Origin of the sequence: Anaerovibrio sp. JC8 (assembly GCF_002100115.1) — a bacterium.
Taxonomy (GTDB): domain Bacteria; phylum Bacillota; class Negativicutes; order Selenomonadales; family Selenomonadaceae; genus Anaerovibrio.
Window position 1 is genome coordinate 159,745 of the sequence record NZ_ANBM01000002.1, and the last position, 17,562, is coordinate 177,306.

Here is a 17,562-nt window from a genome sequence, read left to right on the forward strand (position 1 = left end):
TCATTCATCTATGGATTCCTCCTGCAGCTTAAACAGCTTGCGGATGGCAAACTTCAGCACTCTTTCCCGTGAAGTGCCTGCTGTATTGTTAACCATGCGCATAGGATCCCGAAGCATCTTGCGCACTATCATATGGGTCATTTTTTCAACGGCCTTGTATTCTTCCTCAGTAAGGTCCGGCAGCTTTCTCATGGCTCGCTTAAGCTCCCGCTCACGGATGAACTCCGCCTTGTCGGTAAGCTGGGCCATAAGTGGCTGCATGGAAAGGTAGTTAAACCGCTCCAAAAGGGCATCCACCTCTTCCTGAATTATGCGCTGGGCTCTGATAGCCTCACGCTGACGCTCCTGAAGATTATCGTCAACCACTGCCTCCAAGTCGTCAATATTAAATAGCTTTACTCCGGCGAGACAGCCCACATCAGGCTCCACGTCCCGGGGTACAGCAATATCTATTAGCATCAATTGCTTGCCACGGCGTGCCCCCATGACATGAATCATGTCCCGCTTATAAATAACATAATGTGGAGCACCGGTGGAGGTAATAATAATATCCACCTTGTCCAGCAGGGCAAAAACATCATTAAGATCCACAGCTGTACCGCCGTACTTGTCTGCCAGCAGCTCTGCACGCTCAATATGGCGATTGGCCACATACAGCTCCTTCAGGCCTTGGCTCATAAGATGGGTTGCAGTAAGCTCCGCCATCTTGCCGGCACCAAAAAGAAGAACACTGCAATTGGAGAAATCTCCAAAGGTGCCCTTGGCCAGCTCCACCGCAGCATAGCTTACGGATACAGCATTAAAGGCAATCCTGGTCTCCGTCCGCACCCTTTTTCCGGCAGCAATGGCCCGGTTGAACATCAGATTCAAAATGGTGCCGGTGGCTCCCGCCGTCTGGGCAATGGCATAGGCCTGCTTCACCTGGCTGAGAATCTGTCCTTCTCCAATAACCAGTGAGTCCAGACTGGCTGTCACCCGCAAAAGGTGCTCAATGCATTCCTCGTCCTCATATTTATAGGTGTACTGCTGGAAGAATTCCGGCGCGCACTCCGTTTTGTTCAAGTCACACCAAAAGCTGGCCAGGGCATTGCTGCTCCCCCGGCGCACCACCGCATATACCTCACTGCGGTTGCAGGTAGAAAGGACCACAGCCTCGTGGAGATGCTCATACTTATATAATTTTTTTAGGCCCTCACGGATGGTTTCCGGTGAAAGGCTGAATTTTTCCCGCACTTCAACTGGAGCTGTTCTGTGGTTAAGACCCAGCGCTATTAATTGCATTCCTGATTTCATGTTTCGCCCTATCCAAATCATGATTATAAATTAAATCTATTATTTCCGGCGTCAAGGCCTGACGCCATATTTTCTGTCTTTGCTGAGAGGTGGAAGCTCCACTCCCGCTCGTATCCCGTATAAGCTCCTGACGCAGCTGCTCAATAAACTCCGCTATTTCCCCAAAGCCCTGATGGTACCGTTTTTCCATATCCTGCCTCAACAAACGGGTAAAGGCAGGACTAGCACCCTCGCTGGACACGGTAAAAAGCAATGGCCCCTGATTCACCACTCCCGGCACTGTAAAATCGCCCAGCTCCGGCTCACTGGCCACATTGACGAGTATCCCCAGCTCCCTGGCATCCGTGGCAGCCTGACGGTTCACGGCCCTGTTATCCGTGGCACAGAAGGCACAAAAAAAACCTTCCAGCAATTCTCTGCTGTAAGTCTCCTGTTTCCATATAATTTTCTTATCGCTGGACCAGTCACGAATCCGCTGATCAGCCTCAGGGGATATTACCGTTATCAGGGCATTATTTTCCAGCAGCCGCTGTATCTTTCTGCAGGCCACCTGACCGCCCCCTATCACGGCACATTTTCTATTGTCCAGCTTTAGGTTAATTGGATACATTTTATCCTCTTCAATGAAACGATTAAATGATGAATCTAATTCATTATTTAATTATAACGCAGTTGTTCAAATTTTTCTATGCAATAGAAAAATATTCCTCTTGGCGTTTCAACAAGGTGCAACAAAATACCTTCACCCTGTTATACTGCATTTATGCAGATTTTCCAACGTTCAGGGGAAATCTGCAAACTAAAAGAGCCACGGCAGCACTGCCATGGCTCATTGGTTGTATTAGTCAAGCTTCATTATATTGTGCTTCAAAACATATATAAGGGCCTGGGTACGGTCGTTAACATTCAGCTTACGGAAAATGTTGGTAAGGTGATTCTTTACGGTCTTCTCACTGACAAACAGGGCCTGGGCAATATCCTGATTACTGAAGCCCTTGGCAATACAGGAGAGAACATCCAGCTCTCTGGCAGTAAGGCGCTCACCGCGGCCTGTGCGCCACAGCTCCTTGGCCTTTTCGTTAATATCATCATCTACGCAGAGGCTGCCAAAAATGCGCTCCTCCAGCTCAGGATAGATATAGGCACCGCCCTCGTGAACGATATGAATTGCCTTAACGAGCATCTCAGGCTCTACATCCTTTAACAGATAGCCGGAAGCGCCGTTCTTGAGCATTTCCAGCACGTAGTTGTCGTTATCGTGAATGGTCAGTGCAATAATCTTTGTATTGCACTTGGCAGCCTGAAGCTGGCTGGCAACATCCAGGCCATTAAGACCGGGCATATTAAGATCCAGCAATAATATGTCAGGCTGTAACACCAAAGTCCTAGCCAAGGTTTCCTGGCCATCCTCAGTCTCCCCAACAACCTCTATATCATCTTCAAAATTCAGTACTCTTTTAAGACCCTGTCTCAAGAGAGCATGATCATCAGCAATCAGTACTCTTATTGCCATTATCAATACCTCACTTCATTCAGTAAAAAAATGCAATCAATCTGCACCCCAACATTATACCATATTTACTGTTCCTGTTGAAGCATTTTCCCATAGCCATTTTTTACCATCTTTTTTCATAAGACCTTTGTACTAGTGGTCTCACAAAAAACTCTCCAATGATAGTCTACCACCCGCCAATGAATTATTTATGAAATCAAACAACAATATTATCGCAAAATATTTGCCTTAATAAAAATTGTAATTTCCTCCTCTGTTGTTTTGGTGGAGGTTGCCTTGAAAAAATTCCCCAAAATAGGAATATCACCCAAAAACGGAATCTTCTGAAGCTGCTTAACCTCCTCCCTGCTGATAAGACCACCAATAATAAGGGTTTCCCCATCCTTCAGCCGCACCCTGGTCCGAGCTGAACGCTTATGGAAGCTGTAGGCGTTCATTTCCTTCACATAGCTGGGAGCGCTCACCTCAATGTTAAGCTGGGAATCAATATAGCCATCATCATTAACGAAGGGTCTGCACTGCAAAATAATCCCCGCCGGCCTGTATCTGATGGATGTGGTGGTGGCAGTGTTGGTGATGGAGACCTCCGGAACCGGCACCTCACCCCCTATATTTATTACCGCCTCCTGTCCCTGCATAGTCACAATATTTGGTCGTGACAACACTCTGGCCTTCCCCTGGCTGATCAGTAAATCCAAGGCAGCATCATAGGAAAAATCGTGAAATAGTTTGGTCCATTCCCAGGTGACGCCCAGCTTTTCCAAATCTTCCCGCTTAACAGCCACCACCCGGGCCTCCAGTGACACCTGTTGTGCCGGTACATCCAGCTGCCCCAGCAGCCGACGTACATCACGGGCCTCCTCAGCCGTTCCATATACAAGAAGGGAACGGGTATTTATATCCACTGCCACCCGGGAGGCTTTATTGCTGTTGCCAACACTACTGTAAGTGTCACTTCTCCCCTTATTGTCCCCTTTTATGATATTCTCCTCTATGCCGAGTCCCCCATTTTTCTCTTTGTTTTCGCTTTTTCCAGGATTTTCAGATGCTTTGTTTTTTGTGGAGCTTTTGTTGGCCTTCCTCATATCTCCCACATTTTTATTCTGAAAATACAGCTCCACATCCCGTTTCAGTTCTTCCAAATCCCCATAGGCCACGGGAATCACATGAACCTGTCCCATGCTGGAAACAATATCTCTGCCCCTGCCAATAATAAGGGTACCCTCCTGCTCACTTATATCAAGACCGCCGGCCACAACGATTCTGTCAATGGCCTCCCGTGGGGTCACATCCTGAAAATTCACGCTGACATGGCTGTCAGCACTGCTGTCCATAATGACATTTATATTCCCCTCCCTGGCAGCGAAGCGGATGAGCTCTGCGGCACTGCCGTCGCTGACCCGCATGGACAGGGCCTCGCACTGCCCGTAAAAGCAGCTGAACAGATTTATAAGGCATCCCAATATTCCTGCTATAATTATTACTTTTCTACCCACAATTCTCTCCCATTAACCTTCACTTTTACACGATGTCCTTCGATCGACTCCACTGAAAGGTCTCCCGTTCCTTCCCCCGGGTACAGCATATATTGGCTGCCCCCATATTCCAGCAGTACAGCCGTCCCCTCTTTTCCTTCCATGACTCCCCTTATATGAGGTGCCTTGGGAGCTGCTTTTTTATTGCCGGAAGCATTACTGCCCCCGCCTGTCGTGGCTCTGATTCCCCCATTCTCTCCGCCCTCCTTGGCTCCTTTATTGCTCTTTGGAATTATCTTTGTTCCTTCATTTTCCCCAAAGGGATTGTGAAGCCCGTGAAATTCCTGCACCCCCTTCATTCCCTTTATTTCCTTAAAGCCCGTCTTGGAGGGCCTGTCCTCCTTATCTGCACTTCCCTCCGAAAAAGCAGTAATGGCCTGAGAGGAGTCTCCCAGGCCATCTGTTGCCGTCAATATCAGAAAAAGAAGGGCGCAGACCGCTATAAACAAAGCAATCCGCGCCAGCATACATTCCTTCAATATTTCCAATAACTGCAATACATGCCGGCCAGCCTTTTCAGCGAGGAATTTTAACATTCCCTGCATTTTGCTACTCCTTTTCGACATATTATGCTGACGGAAAAACCATGCAAAAGGAATACACGCTTGCGAATTCCCGCCGTATAATATTGCTCTATTAAATTTTTAACTGCAAATATTTTTGCCTGTTATGAATTACTTTTTCAGAGCCTGAAGGCTTGGTCCCATAATGCGCTTATAGGCCTCAACGCCAGGCTGGTTAAAGGCATCCACATCAGCCAGCTCGCCCTCGTAGGCAATGGTCAAAGCCAGCATATAAAGGAGCTCACCCAGATGATAAGCATCCAACTTAGGCAGTGAGAACAGGGCATTGAAGCGGTTGTTGGAGGCCAGTGCATCCGCATTGGACTGACGGGCCACCTCCAGGGCCTGACTCATCTTTACGCCGGAAATATCTGCCAGCTTCTTAACCTCCGGGAAGGAATTAGGAATAACGAAGTCTGTATCCCAGTTTTCCACCCGAATGAACTGTACCACCTTGTTCAGCTTGCCCTCCTGATGCTGCTGGGTCTGGGCATGCATATCCGTGGTGCCCACAGCCACGATTGGGGTACGTCCGTAATAAACATCCTTGCCGTTTCTGTCCTTCTGCTTTCCAAGGGACTCAGCCAACAGCTGAATATACCACTCGGAAACGGATTTCAGATAGTCACCATAAGGCATCATAACTTCCATGTCACGGCCGTACTTTTCGGAAGCAATATACTTCAGCACTGCATTCAGCAGGGCCGGATTCTGCCATACATCTTCATTCTGGCAGGCAATATCCATGTCCTTGGCACCGTTGAGGAAGGCCTCAATATCAAAGCCGCACACTGCAGCCAGTACCAGGCCCACATCGCAGAAAATGGAGAAGCGTCCGCCCACTCCGTCCGGAACGCTGTACTGCGGCCAGTTGTTGTCCATGGCCAGCTTCTTCAGGATGGTTGGCTTTTCCTCGTTAGGATCAGTAACGGCAATTACCTCCACCTCAATATCCGGATTCTTTTTCAGCTCCTCATAGATAACCATGAAATTGGACATGGTATCCAGGGTGCCGCCGGATTTGGAGATAACCATCAAATCCACCACCAGCTTGCGCTTCAGATGGGATTTGGCAATACGTGCCGAACGCTCCAGCTCCTTGATCAAATCCCCGGTGCGCCGAGGGTCAATGTTGTTGCCGCTGAAGTAAATCTTTGGCATGCCGCCGCGCTCCTCGGTGGTCATGGAATTCCAGAACTCACCGCACTGCACATCGAAAATAACCTTGTCTCCCAGATAGGAGCCGCCAATGCCAAGGGAAACCACGGCATCCACACGGTTCTTTACGGAATCGGTAAGCTCCTTCAGATGCTTGATGGAAGCAGGAGAATTGAGGTGCCCCTCCTCCACGTAAGGCAACTGGGAGAAATAAACCTTCTCCGGGGTGCCGTCCTTGGACAGATGCCCACGGATTATGCCCTCTTCACGCATTACCTTGATGGCCTTGTTGGCCTCATCAATTTTGCCGGCCAGTTCCTTCACGTCTTCCTTGGTAACCTTGCCGTCACCCACCAGATTGCCGTAATCAAAAGTGAAACCGGATTTTAATTTTAACTCCATAGAAAATCCCCCTTATAAATCTTTCACCTTACATATTTCTCTACAAAGCACAAAATTCCTTGTTAATTTATAAAATTATTCCTGATTTTGGGCTCTCTTTATTTTACGGATATTTTTCTTCATCTTGTGCAAAGTATAATAATAGGCCAGGGCCAACGGTATGCATGACCCGAACCAGGCCGCCGGGCTGGCAATGGTGGCACCCCAGAAGCCCAGGGTATCCACGAAGCACAGACCGACAATGGCACGCATTACCAGCTCCATAATTCCCGCAAAGGTTGGCACAAAGCTCTGGCCCAGCCCCTGAAGGGTGTTGCGGTAAATAAACAGCAGTGCCAGCACAATATAGCAAACAGAGGTAGTCACCAGATATACCTGTCCCAGTTCAATAACCTCCAGCTCATCTGCACCTACAAAAAGCTCCATAAAGTTAGGCCCGAAAATTACGTTGAATATACCCACCAGAATACTGAAAGCCCCGGACATAAGGATGCACTGGTTAACGCCCTTTTTGATGCGGGCAAACTTTCCTGCACCGTAATTCTGGGCAGTATAGGCCGCCATTGCAATACCAAAGGACATCATTGGCATCAGGGCAATGGTCTCCACCTTCTGGGCTGCAGCAAAGGCTGCCACCGGCACCGGTCCCAGGCGGTTCAGGGCCATCTGAACGATAATGGTACCCACGGCAATAATGGAGGTCTGAAAAGCCATAGGAAGGGCAATGACCATGTGCTTTTTCATGAAATCCCAGTCAAGATTTTCCCAATCCCGACGGCGGATTCTTAAATATGGCACCTTTTTCCAAATGTAGGTCACCACAATAACCCCACCGATAAACTGGGAAACCAGAATGCCATAGGCAGCTCCCGGAATTCCCCATTCAAATACCAGCAGGAAAAGCGGCTCCACAATAATGTTTATAACGAGGGCCGTGGCCAAAATGTAGGTTGGACGCCGGCTATCCCCCAGAGCCCTTATGAGATTGGCCTCCAGCATGAACACCACCGTAATGGGAATACCGGCGCAGACAATGGAAATAAAGTCCACTGCCCCCTCCAGAATCTCCGGCGGCGTATCCATGAAAACCAATATATTCCTGGAAAAGGTGTAGCCGATAATGGCCAGAATTACGCCTACCACCAGGCCCAGCACCAGACAGGCCGCAGCACTTCGATGAACACCCTCGTAATCCTTGGCCCCAAAGCGCTGTCCCGTAAATATGGAAAGGCCTGAGGAAAGGCCAATAACAAAGCCCACCATCAAAAACATGATGCAGCCGGTACAGCCCACTGCTGCCAGGGCCTCAACCCCCAGAAAGCGGCCTACTATCAGGGTATCAACGAAGCCGTAAAGCTGCTGGAAAATATTGCCTCCAATCAGGGGCAGGGTAAAGAACAGTATTAACTTGGCAGGACTGCCTTCAGTTAAATTTTTTGTCATAGATATAACCTTACTTTCGTAAACACGGGAAACGTAGTGAATTAGTGATTTAGTAGCTTAGATAACGGGTAACCATACTTCGCAGCTTCTCCTGCAGGAATATGGTAGTATCAGCCAGGGCATCAGCACTGGGCCGCAGCTTGTGAATATTAAAGCTCTGGGGATGGCTGGCACGAAAATCCGCCGGGGCCGGTATTACATCAATGCCCTCCTTGGCAAAGTTAAGCACTGAACGGCTCATATGAAAGGCTGAGGTAACCAAAACAGGCTTGTGCCACCCATGCTCCGCCATAATTTGTGCCGAATAAATTGCATTCTGCCGGGTATTAAGGCTCTGGTCCTCGATAAGGATATCCTTGGCGGGCACTCCCAACAAAGTAAGCTCTCGTTGGGCAATATGGGCCTCGTTGCCACTGTCATCATAAACCTGGCCGCCGCTGACAATAACGGGCAGACCAGTCTTTTTGTAAATCTGGGCCACCAGGGCCATGCGGCTGCCTGCCGCCCCGGAAAGAGTTCCTTCCCCATCCAATGACGGGGTGCCGGACAAGGCACCGCCCCCCAGCATAATGATGCAATCTCCGTCAAATTTATCCGGCATGGAATAATCATTTTCCAGGGTGCCAATCAGCAGGCTGGAAAACCATGTGGTGGACAGCAGATAAAATACTATGGTAATGCCTCCCAAAATGGAAGCAATTTTTCGTTCTTCCCGGCGCCACAGCCAAACAGACATCACCAGAAACAGCACAATAAATATTCCCGGCGGCATCAGCAGGCTGGCACCAAATTTTAATATATAAATCATAATCTTCTCCATAATTTAGGATTATTATTGGGCAGGGGACTGCTTGGTTGAACATTGAGTCCCAGTGCGTTAAGAAACTTTTTATTGCTATTCTTTGCTTATAGTGGTAAAAATCATTTGTTTGAGCGACGCGAAGCCAGTCCTGTAAGAGCGAAGCGAGTTATGATTTTTAGCACTATATAAGAGCAAGAAAAAGTTTTAGTGCTGGGACGACGTGAAACCAAGCAGTCTCCTGCCCTGATATTTTAAAAGAATTTTTTTCCTTTTAAAAGGGAAAAAATTGAACATTTGCGTTATAATGTTACTATATTATCATACTTTGAGAAATATGGTTATCATATTATTTCAGTAAATGAAGGAGAGAGAAATTATGCAGACTTTAACAAGCAACATCGTAAAGGCTGAGAACAAGGCCGGCGGCAAGGGTACCATTACCATCGAGAAGCTTCTGGGGGAAAAAGAGCTGGGTGGTAACGACATGTTCGCCAAGGTTACCATTCCACCTGGATGCTCCATCGGCTTCCATGAGCATCATGGCAATGCTGAGACCTACCACATTTTGCAGGGTGAGGCCCTCTACAACGACAATGGCAAGGAAATGACCATTGGTGTAGGCACCACCACCTACTGCCCTGACGGGGAAGGCCACGGCATCGAAAACGCCTCCTCTGACAAGGATCTGGTATTCATGGCCCTGATTTCCAAGACCCTGTAATTCCACAAAAAGCTGAATAACGTAGCTAAAAGCCCGCTCTGCACCTTTGCAGAACGGGCTTATTTTTGTTCTATTAAACCTCTTCCTCAATAACAGGAATCATCAAAATAAACTTGGTACCCTTGTCCAGCTCACTTTCCATGGAAATGCCAATGTCGTGATTATCGGCAATCCACTGGGCAATGGACAGGCCCAGGCCGGTGCCCCCCGGCTGCCCTGCAGCCTTGGTACGGGAGCTGTCCACCCGATAGAACCGCTGGAAAATCTTTTCCTGATCCTCCGGTGCAATGCCAATACCATTATCGGCAATTTCCAGACACATATACCGTGGCATGGCGTGGCTGTCAATGGTGATGGTGCCCCCCTCAGGGGTATATTTAATACCGTTTTCGAGGAAAATACGGATAAGCTCCTTCATGATGACCTTGTCACCCAAAATGTAGCCTTCCTCGTTGCGGAGAAGCTCAATGGTATGTCTGGTATCCGTAACCTTCAGCTTTTTGTAGACGTCCTCCACCAGCTCGCTGAGCTCCAGAGGAACCTTGTTCACTATCTGGCGGTTCTGATCTGCCCGGGCCAAAAACAGCAGCTTTTCAATAAGCTCCTGCATATCCTCTGCCTCGGTCTTTATGGCCTGAATGCCCTCCTCCAGGGTTTCAGCATCTGAACTACCCCAGCGGCTCAGCATATCCGCATAGCCCTTAATGACTGTCACCGGAGTACGCAGCTCATGAGAGGCATCGGATACAAAGCGCTGCTGTACCTTGAAGCCTTCTTCTATGCGGTCCAGCATCCGGTTAAAGGTGGTGGCCAGCTCCGTCATCTCATCATGGCTTGGTGGCACCTCCAGCCGGGCACTCAAATCACTTACCTCAATGGATTTAGCGGTACCGATAAAGTCCCTCAATGGCCGGAAGGCCCGCTTGATTCCCAGATAAACAATAAGCACCACCAGCAAAATACCCAGGGCCGCACCCAAAACGATACGCTCCTGAACCTTGGCAAACATAGGCCGCTCTGCCGTAATAACCCGGCTAAACACCAGCGTGTAATTGCGTCCCTTGAATTCCATAGGCACTTCATGATAGTAAATCATAAAATGCTTCAGGCGAACCAGCTGATACTTGTCAGACATCCAGAACATCTTGTCCATGACAAAATTGTCCCGCAGCAGCTCCACAGAGGCAAAATGCTTGTCCGTATCATAAACCACCTTGCCATCCTCATTCAGCACCCGCAGCACTACTCCCGGCAGCAGCACTTCCTCCGTAGCCTCATGGGGCTTTTGTGCCGCCTGGGTCATAAAATTGGGGTCCTGAATTTTATCCAGGGCGATCTCCACACTGATGGTCATTTCCATTTCCGCCTGATGGTAAATTACGTAGTACATACCCACCACCGAGGCCACACAGGCGCACCCCAGCAGTATGGTTATTACCGCAGCATACATCAGGGTAAGGCGGGTGGAAATCTCCCATTGCTTGGGATAATTGATGATTCTTTTCCAGAGACTAGTCTTTGACGACATAGCCTACCCCCCGCATGGTATGAATGTATTTCTCGTTGAACTTATCATCCAGCTTGGCGCGCAAGTAGCGGATATATACATCCACCACATTGGTATCACCCATGTAATCATACCCCCAGACCTGGGAAAGAATCTGGTCACGGGTGAGCACGCTGCGCTTGTTGCGGATAAGGTATTCCAAAAGGTCGAATTCCTTTTTGGTCAGCTCCACCAGTACATCATCCACCATAACCTCATGGCGGACAATATTCATGGTAAGATTCTTCAGCTTGAGCTCCTCCCCGCTGGAGGTCTCAGGGGAATGCTCGGAGGCAGTGTGCTTTCTCAGGGCCACCCGCATCCGGGCAAAAAGCTCAGGAATGGCAAAAGGCTTGGTAACGTAATCATCGGCACCGATATCCAGGCCCTCTACCTTGTCATTTACGTCATCCCGGGCAGTGAGCATAATAATGGGCACATCAGAAAGCTCCCGAACCTTTCTGCAGATTGTAAGACCATCCATATCCGGAAGCATTACATCCAAAAGCACCAGGTCAAAATCCCCCTGAATTATGCGCTCGTAGGCACGACTGCCGTTTGATTCCGTCTCAGTTTCAAAGCCCTCATGCTCCAGCTCCATCTGCAGGAACCGGGCAATGCGGGTCTCATCCTCCACGATAAAAATCTTTTTTCCCTCTGCCATATTTATACCTCGCTATACATGACTTACAGTAGTCTCATTTAACGTACTTCTGGCGGAACATCTCGATGAAATGCTGACAGCTGCTGGAAAGAGTGCGGCTCTTCAGCCAGGATACAACAGTATGGGTGTAGATTTCTGCCTCCTCAAGATGCTTGAACACAATATCATCTGAGCGCATAAGGCTGCGGGCAGACAACGGAACCAGGGAGATACCAATACCCCGCTGGGTCCACAGCATATTCTGAATCTGGCTGTCGCTGACACTTAAAATATTTGGCTCAAACTTGGCCTTCTGGCAATGGGACATGAAGGCGGTTTTCCAGCGCAGTGGCACCAAAAGCGGCTTGTCCTTCAAATCTGTAATGTGTATAAATTCACTGTCAGGGTCGTCGCAGAAGCTCTTGTGCATGGCCAGAACCAACGGCTCATCAGGCAGAATAATGGACTCATAGGAGGCATTGTCCACCTGGGTACGGGTAATGGCAATTTCAATAATATGGCTGTCCAAGAGCTCCAGCATGCGGGCACCCTCGCCCTCCCACACCTGGAAGGTCACCAGCGGATATTTCTTGGTAAAATCCTCCACCAGCTCCGGTATCAGCATGGAGCCCGAGGAGGTTATGGTGCCCAGCTTAATAGTGCCGGCCACACCGGAGCCTATATCAATAAGCTCCCGCATGGTGCCATCCACCATGCCCAAAATGTGCTTGACCCGGGAATAAAGCAGCATTCCCGCATCAGTGAGGCGAATACGGCGGCTGCCACGCTCAAATAGCTTTACTCCCAAAGAGGTTTCCAGACGCTTCATCTGGCGGCTGAGGGCCGGCTGGGCCACATTGAGGCGAATGGCCGCATGACTGATATTGCCTTCTTCAACGATGGCGTAAAACGCCTGCATATCTTTAATTTCCATAGAATCATACCTTCCGAAATATACATATATTTACATATATAATATACTTTTATATTAAACTATGCAAATTTATTTCAAATAAATCGTTTTTCCTGCACAAATTGTTATAGCTACATTTACATTTGCATCAAAAACTGCAAAATCTGCCATTTTCCCAACCTCAATGGAACCCATATCCCCTTCCATGCCTATGCCCCTGGCAGGGGTTATGGTGGCGCACTCCACCACCTGCCATACTGGAACATGAAGATTATTGGCATAATTATATATGGCACGGTCCATGGTAAGGACACTGCCGGCAATGGTACCATCCTCCAGCACCGCCTTGCCGTCAGAAACAAATACCTTCTGTCCCCCCAGCTCCGATTCACCGTCCCCCAGGCCACAGGCCCGCATAGAATCCGTAATCAGTACAGTTCGGGTATTACCCTTGACCTTGTTTACGATGCGCTGAGCACCGGGAGCCACATGAATATTGTCAGCTATCAGCTCGCAAAACGCATCTGAATCCAGGGCAGCACCCACCACCCCTGGATTGCGGTGATGCAGTCCTGTCATGGCATTAAAAAGATGGGTTATATGGGTTGCTCCCCGATTGATGGCATCCATGGCGCACTCATAGTCCGCCGCCGTATGCCCCAAGGACACCCTGATGCCCGCCCCGCGGCAGTTTTTTATAAAATCGCTGTCCGCCGGCAGCTCCTCAGGAGCAATGGTAATGAGCCTGATAATATCCCCGTAGTCACTGATTAAATCAAAATCGGCCTTCTGAATATTGCTGGCCTTCTGGGCCCCCTTGTGCTTTTCACTTATAAAGGGTCCCTCCATATTGGCACCAATAATTCTGGCACCCTCCCGGTAGGACATGGCCTGTCGCACTGTATCCAGTGCCTCATAAACCCGTGGCATATCATAGGTCATAGTGGTAGGCAGCATGGATGTTACCCCCGTTGCTGCCTGACAAAGAGCCATCTGACGAAGGCCTGTCTCCCGGCAGTCCATGGTATCTGAGCCGGCACAGCCATGAATATGAAGGTTGATAAAGCCCGGAGCCACATACTGTCCCTGGGCATAGTGAACCTCCTCAAAGGCATTGCGTCCCCTGCGGTCAAATTCTTCCTTGTCAATTATCTCTGTAATCCGGTCCTCATAGACCACCACTTTATCCTGTTCCACCCGAAAGGCCCCATCAAGCCCCGGGGTAATGAGCCTGCCGTTTACGATTGCTTTCATATTTCCCTCTTATTTTCCTTATGCTATAATCAAATTCAGTTGGAGTATAAAAATTCAACTGAATACGTCTCATTTTTCTATTAAAAATATATCACGATACAGGAGGATTTTCTATTATGAAGGGTTCTGAAATACTAGCCCATGTGGACCACACCTTGCTGAAGCCAACTGCCACCTGGGAGCAGATAAAGGAATTGTGCCGGGAGGCCATTGCCTGCAAAACCGCCTCAGTTTGCATTCCTGCCAGCTATGTGGCACCGGTTCATAAAGAATTTGGAGATAAAATAAATATCTGCACAGTTATCGGCTTTCCTTTGGGCTATGACAGCAGAGAAGCAAAAATTATTGCTGCTGGGCAAGCCGTAAAAGATGGTGCAAAAGAAGTTGATATGGTCATCAATATTACGGACGCCAAAAACGGCTTTTTTGACAAAATCACTGAGGAAATTGCCGCCATCAAGCAGGCAGTAGGAAACAATATCCTTAAGGTAATTATTGAGGCCTGCTACCTTACAGAGGCAGAAAAGAAAGCCCTTTGCAAGTGTGTTACTGAAGCCAAGGCTGACTTCATAAAGACCTCCACCGGCTTTGGTTCCGGTGGGGCCACCCATGAGGACATAAAGCTCTTTGCTGCCAATATTGGTCCTGATGTAAAAATGAAGGCTGCCGGCGGTATCCGCACCCTGGAGGACATGAAGCAGTATCTGGCAGAGGGCTGTGAGCGCATCGGCGCCAGTGCCGCAGTTGGACTACTGAAGGATAAAATGGATTTAGAGGTCTGAGTAATAAAAATTTCTAAAAGAGACTGGTGGTTTTCACGCCGTTCCAGAACTCAATGTTCAATTCACCAGCCCCTTTTCAGACCTTATTCAAATAATCATACTAAAAAAGACAGGCACAGATTACATCAATCTGCCTGTCTTTTCATTTGTCTTAATCTAAGGTTGGGTGAGCCTTAACGTACTCCACTGGACGGCTCCAATCCACATGAACCTCAGTGTTCTCCCAAAGTCTGGTGAGCACGGTCTGGAAGCTTCTTACATCTGCCAGAGGATCAAAGGTTTCCTCGGTGAAATCCAGCAGGGACTCATGAGGTACCTTAATAACGTGCTTCTCGCTGAGGAACTTCTCAGCATCGGCTACTGCCTTGGCATCGTCCAAAAATACCTTTACGGTCTTTGCCTCAGTATCATATTCAACCCAGCCGTTTACGCCACGGCAGCTGACAGCCACACTATATATCTTATCTTCCATTTTTCTTCTCCTTTAAGATTAGAATTCAAAAATACTAGAAATATTATACTACAAAAGTAAAATTTGGCTAGTCTTAATTAAGCTTGGAATCAGGAGTATATACTGCCACCTTCTTGAAGAAGCGGTCATTTATCTCCATAACCTCCTGGGCCGGCATCCGATAGAAATTCACCCGGCCTGCTTCCAAAGGCTTTGGCAGCCCTGATGGCTTGGAAATCTCAATCCAGCGATATGGAGCCGGATTGCCCTCCTCGTCCTCGTCGTAATAGAGAGTATCCTCAGGCCTTGGTTCCTCGGTGCCATCACACATCGGAAAGTTCAGCTTAATCTGCTCAATAAACATGAGGCAGGTTTCCTCGGACATATCCAAAGTGCCTTCCTTGCTTTCATCGTCACCATTGTAGGCAGCAATAAAAATGGCCTTGCCCCAGATAATCTGGTCGCTGTCAGCCCCCGGAAAACGGCGGTTTGGCTTCATGCCCAGAGCAGCCGCCAAATCATTTACCAGAATAAACAGGGAAATACCCGGCTGAATCTGAAAGAACTCCACGGCACCGTAGTTGCCCTCAAGGGTGTCCTTGATGGCCTCATCGTGAGGGCCATGAGCCGCCGGAAGCTTGATAATGGAAGGGTCCTTGCCTGGTTCAATCAATATAGCACGCATTAACTGCTGGTTACTCATCTGTGTCTATCTTCCTTCCTAATTGCAGCTTCTTTTGGTATTTTTCCTTTATATCTGAATGAAGCATTTTTGTATAATACTTTGTATATAGTAACTATAATTTTACCACACTATTCTTTAATCTTACTCACCTTTTTACCATTTTGTCAAGTCTTGTTATTCCCCCAAACCTATGGTATTATACAGCTAAAGAGGGATAATCTTCTTTGACCGTAGCGTCCATTCATCGTCTAACCGACTCTTTTTCATAAGGGAATCTGATTTTGTGCAGCAGATGCTGGATCGTCTCCGAACGAATAGCAGAACCTGTTACTTAGGATACCCACTTTAACACACAGGTTTAGCCTGTTGGACTACGGCATATGCGGACCCCGCTTTCGAGGAGCTGTTACTTCGGTAGCAGCTCCTTTCTTGTATTGTGAAAGGTAAAAAATGATTATTTATTCTGGGTGCTGTCCTCAGACATACGGCGAATGGCCTTCCGCATCTGGGCCACATTTTCCTCCACGGAAAGCTCCGGGAAAAATGCCCGCACAGCGTAAATCTGCTCCTCATGATTATTGGCCACCACCACGCTGACCCGGTCCCCCATAATGCGCTTCACCTGATGCATAACCAGCCGCAGATGCTCCGAATCTGTCAGAAGTATATATTTGTTGGCAATATCACTGTGGGCCGCATTGACAATTTCCTCCACTGACGGACCGGAGGAATCGCTGCCATCAATAATAACCGTAGCTCCGGCCTCCTGAAGCTTCTGGGCCCATTCGGTGTCATCAGCCACTGTCAGCAGGGCCTGAGGCATAATGCAGGCCTGCTGCACCATGGCCATGGCATGTGGCTCCGCCATAATATTGATATGAATCTCCCCCACATGGCCCCAGGCAACGGCACGCTCCAGAATAGTGCCGGGATGCTCGGAATGAACATGGATGAATATGGCCTTGAAGCGGCGTTCCACCACCACAAAATTGCCAATCTCCTGAAGCTCCTTTTCGATGAGAGGCACCGACAGCTTTGGATTGGCCACCAAAAAGCTGACACAGTAAGGACGGGCCTTGTCATTGGTAGGGCTCACAATGCCCCGGGCCTCATACATTTTCTTGCCCACATCAATCGGCGGCAAATTCAGATCACCCTGGAGGCCCTTCAGACAGCCCTCCAGAAACACCTGAAGAATCTGCTCACCGCAGTCAAGATGACCCACTTTATTCTCCTGGCTGGCCTTTATGGCCGCCTTCAAAATATCGCTGATATGCTTGCCGGATTTCACTGCATCGTGGGCACCCTTGGCCACCACCTTGGAGGCGACGATTATTGGCCGGTTCTTTTCCTCCGGAACTGCCTTCTGGGCGTATAAAATCCCATACTGGAAGGCCTTGCCAAATTCCTGGGAGGTAGCCGTGTACTTGCCGATAAGGCCTTTGGCAATGCCCCGTAAAATCTGGGAAACAATAACTCCCGCATTTCCCCGGGCACCCAAAACAGACGCGTCAGCAACGCGTCTGGCCAAGCCGCCAATACTTTCATTTACTGCCTCCGTCAGCGGAATTACCGCCGCTCCCATGGTTCTGAGCACATCAGAGCCCGGTTTGCCGGAGTAGAAAAAGGCACTGGATTCCTTGACGGCATTTATATTTTCAAATTCATTGAGAAATTCCCCGTAAGCGCCCAGCACCATGCGCTTATAGTCACTTCCCGTGATTTTTTCCCCTGTGCTTTCCGTATCTACAGTATCTGTCATTTTTAAACTAATGCCTCCATAACAGCATAGTGACTTTATTCACTTATCAAAATCAAGTATAACGAGGTTTCATATATCTATGACCTCGTTGCGACG

17 protein-coding genes are annotated in these 17,562 nt (G+C 48.6%); 2 read left to right on the plus strand and 15 right to left on the minus strand.

Going from position 1 to position 17,562, the window contains the following annotated elements; translation table 11 throughout:
• The 8 genes from hemA to D081_RS02485 all read right to left on the minus strand — a co-directional run bounded on the left by hemA (position 1) and on the right by D081_RS02485 (position 8,715).
• The gene (hemA, locus tag D081_RS02450; RefSeq protein ID WP_233127396.1) at positions 1-1,293 is read right to left on the minus strand and encodes a glutamyl-tRNA reductase; all 1,293 of its coding nucleotides are present in this window, start codon (positions 1,291-1,293) and stop codon (positions 1-3) included.
• Entirely contained in the window at positions 1,256-1,903 is a 648-nt protein-coding gene (locus D081_RS02455) for a bifunctional precorrin-2 dehydrogenase/sirohydrochlorin ferrochelatase (protein ID WP_085022548.1), read from the minus strand. The genes hemA and D081_RS02455 overlap by 38 nt, the downstream gene beginning before the upstream one ends.
• Before the next feature lie 231 nt (positions 1,904-2,134).
• On the minus strand, positions 2,135-2,806 hold the full coding sequence (locus D081_RS02460) for a response regulator transcription factor (protein ID WP_085022549.1): 672 nt from the start codon (positions 2,804-2,806) through the stop codon (positions 2,135-2,137).
• A 209-nt stretch (positions 2,807-3,015) separates the two neighbouring features.
• Complete coding sequence (locus D081_RS02465; protein WP_085022550.1) at positions 3,016-4,302, minus strand: type II secretion system protein GspD; 1,287 nt, start codon at positions 4,300-4,302, stop codon at positions 3,016-3,018.
• The gene (locus D081_RS02470; RefSeq protein WP_085022551.1) at positions 4,287-4,886 is read right to left on the minus strand and encodes a hypothetical protein; all 600 of its coding nucleotides are present in this window, start codon (positions 4,884-4,886) and stop codon (positions 4,287-4,289) included. Before D081_RS02470 ends, D081_RS02465 begins: the two co-directional genes overlap by 16 nt.
• Before the next feature lie 129 nt (positions 4,887-5,015).
• Entirely contained in the window at positions 5,016-6,464 is a 1,449-nt protein-coding gene (locus D081_RS02475; RefSeq protein ID WP_085022552.1) for a glucose-6-phosphate isomerase, read from the minus strand.
• Between the two features lie 75 nt (positions 6,465-6,539).
• Positions 6,540-7,907, minus strand: a complete 1,368-nt coding sequence (locus D081_RS02480) for an MATE family efflux transporter (protein ID WP_085022553.1) — start codon at positions 7,905-7,907, stop codon at positions 6,540-6,542.
• Between the two features lie 49 nt (positions 7,908-7,956).
• The gene (locus tag D081_RS02485; RefSeq protein ID WP_085022554.1) at positions 7,957-8,715 is read right to left on the minus strand and encodes a YdcF family protein; all 759 of its coding nucleotides are present in this window, start codon (positions 8,713-8,715) and stop codon (positions 7,957-7,959) included.
• Between the two features lie 370 nt (positions 8,716-9,085).
• On the opposite strand from D081_RS02485, the gene D081_RS02490 reads away from it, so the two are divergent.
• On the plus strand, positions 9,086-9,430 hold the full coding sequence (locus D081_RS02490; RefSeq protein WP_085022555.1) for a cupin domain-containing protein: 345 nt from the start codon (positions 9,086-9,088) through the stop codon (positions 9,428-9,430).
• Between the two features lie 73 nt (positions 9,431-9,503).
• Here D081_RS02490 and D081_RS02495 read toward each other — a convergent pair whose 3' ends face one another.
• From D081_RS02495 to nagA, 4 genes are all read right to left on the minus strand, one after another.
• Positions 9,504-10,958 carry a cell wall metabolism sensor histidine kinase WalK gene (locus D081_RS02495; RefSeq protein WP_085022556.1) on the minus strand — a complete coding sequence of 485 codons (1,455 nt, stop codon included), beginning with the start codon at positions 10,956-10,958 and terminating at the stop codon, positions 9,504-9,506.
• The gene (locus tag D081_RS02500; RefSeq protein WP_085022557.1) at positions 10,942-11,640 is read right to left on the minus strand and encodes a response regulator transcription factor; all 699 of its coding nucleotides are present in this window, start codon (positions 11,638-11,640) and stop codon (positions 10,942-10,944) included. Before D081_RS02500 ends, D081_RS02495 begins: the two co-directional genes overlap by 17 nt.
• Before the next feature lie 34 nt (positions 11,641-11,674).
• The gene (locus D081_RS02505) at positions 11,675-12,553 is read right to left on the minus strand and encodes a LysR family transcriptional regulator (RefSeq protein ID WP_085022558.1); all 879 of its coding nucleotides are present in this window, start codon (positions 12,551-12,553) and stop codon (positions 11,675-11,677) included.
• 69 nt (positions 12,554-12,622) lie between these two features.
• Complete coding sequence (gene nagA / locus D081_RS02510; RefSeq protein WP_085022559.1) at positions 12,623-13,786, minus strand: N-acetylglucosamine-6-phosphate deacetylase; 1,164 nt, start codon at positions 13,784-13,786, stop codon at positions 12,623-12,625.
• A gap of 116 nt (positions 13,787-13,902) precedes the next feature.
• Between nagA and deoC the strand changes: the two genes are divergently transcribed.
• Positions 13,903-14,568, plus strand: coding sequence for a deoxyribose-phosphate aldolase (deoC, locus tag D081_RS02515; protein ID WP_085022560.1), 666 nt, complete (start codon positions 13,903-13,905; stop codon positions 14,566-14,568).
• A gap of 151 nt (positions 14,569-14,719) precedes the next feature.
• On the opposite strand, the gene D081_RS02520 is transcribed toward deoC, so the two are convergent.
• From D081_RS02520 to D081_RS02530, 3 genes are all read right to left on the minus strand, one after another.
• Complete coding sequence (locus D081_RS02520; protein ID WP_085022561.1) at positions 14,720-15,040, minus strand: hypothetical protein; 321 nt, start codon at positions 15,038-15,040, stop codon at positions 14,720-14,722.
• Between the two features lie 73 nt (positions 15,041-15,113).
• Complete coding sequence (locus D081_RS02525; RefSeq protein ID WP_085022562.1) at positions 15,114-15,722, minus strand: hypothetical protein; 609 nt, start codon at positions 15,720-15,722, stop codon at positions 15,114-15,116.
• Positions 15,723-16,158: 436 nt separating this feature from the next.
• Positions 16,159-17,466: a DAK2 domain-containing protein gene (locus tag D081_RS02530; protein ID WP_085022563.1), complete on the minus strand. Its 1,308-nt coding sequence runs from the start codon at positions 17,464-17,466 to the stop codon at positions 16,159-16,161.
• Positions 17,467-17,562: the final 96 nt, after the last annotated feature.

Coding starts and splice junctions, on each gene's coding strand:
- hemA (WP_233127396.1), bottom strand. CDS start 1,293: ATGAAATCAGGAATGCAATTAATAGCGCTGGGTCTTAACCACAGAACA.
- D081_RS02455 (WP_085022548.1), bottom strand. CDS start 1,903: ATGTATCCAATTAACCTAAAGCTGGACAATAGAAAATGTGCCGTGATA.
- D081_RS02460 (WP_085022549.1), bottom strand. CDS start 2,806: ATGGCAATAAGAGTACTGATTGCTGATGATCATGCTCTCTTGAGACAG.
- D081_RS02470 (WP_085022551.1), bottom strand. CDS start 4,886: ATGCAGGGAATGTTAAAATTCCTCGCTGAAAAGGCTGGCCGGCATGTA.
- D081_RS02475 (WP_085022552.1), bottom strand. CDS start 6,464: ATGGAGTTAAAATTAAAATCCGGTTTCACTTTTGATTACGGCAATCTG.
- D081_RS02480 (WP_085022553.1), bottom strand. CDS start 7,907: ATGACAAAAAATTTAACTGAAGGCAGTCCTGCCAAGTTAATACTGTTC.
- D081_RS02485 (WP_085022554.1), bottom strand. CDS start 8,715: ATGATTTATATATTAAAATTTGGTGCCAGCCTGCTGATGCCGCCGGGA.
- D081_RS02490 (WP_085022555.1), top strand. CDS start 9,086: ATGCAGACTTTAACAAGCAACATCGTAAAGGCTGAGAACAAGGCCGGC.
- D081_RS02495 (WP_085022556.1), bottom strand. CDS start 10,958: ATGTCGTCAAAGACTAGTCTCTGGAAAAGAATCATCAATTATCCCAAG.
- D081_RS02500 (WP_085022557.1), bottom strand. CDS start 11,640: ATGGCAGAGGGAAAAAAGATTTTTATCGTGGAGGATGAGACCCGCATT.
- D081_RS02505 (WP_085022558.1), bottom strand. CDS start 12,553: ATGGAAATTAAAGATATGCAGGCGTTTTACGCCATCGTTGAAGAAGGC.
- nagA (WP_085022559.1), bottom strand. CDS start 13,786: ATGAAAGCAATCGTAAACGGCAGGCTCATTACCCCGGGGCTTGATGGG.
- deoC (WP_085022560.1), top strand. CDS start 13,903: ATGAAGGGTTCTGAAATACTAGCCCATGTGGACCACACCTTGCTGAAG.
- D081_RS02520 (WP_085022561.1), bottom strand. CDS start 15,040: ATGGAAGATAAGATATATAGTGTGGCTGTCAGCTGCCGTGGCGTAAAC.
- D081_RS02525 (WP_085022562.1), bottom strand. CDS start 15,722: ATGAGTAACCAGCAGTTAATGCGTGCTATATTGATTGAACCAGGCAAG.
- D081_RS02530 (WP_085022563.1), bottom strand. CDS start 17,466: ATGACAGATACTGTAGATACGGAAAGCACAGGGGAAAAAATCACGGGA.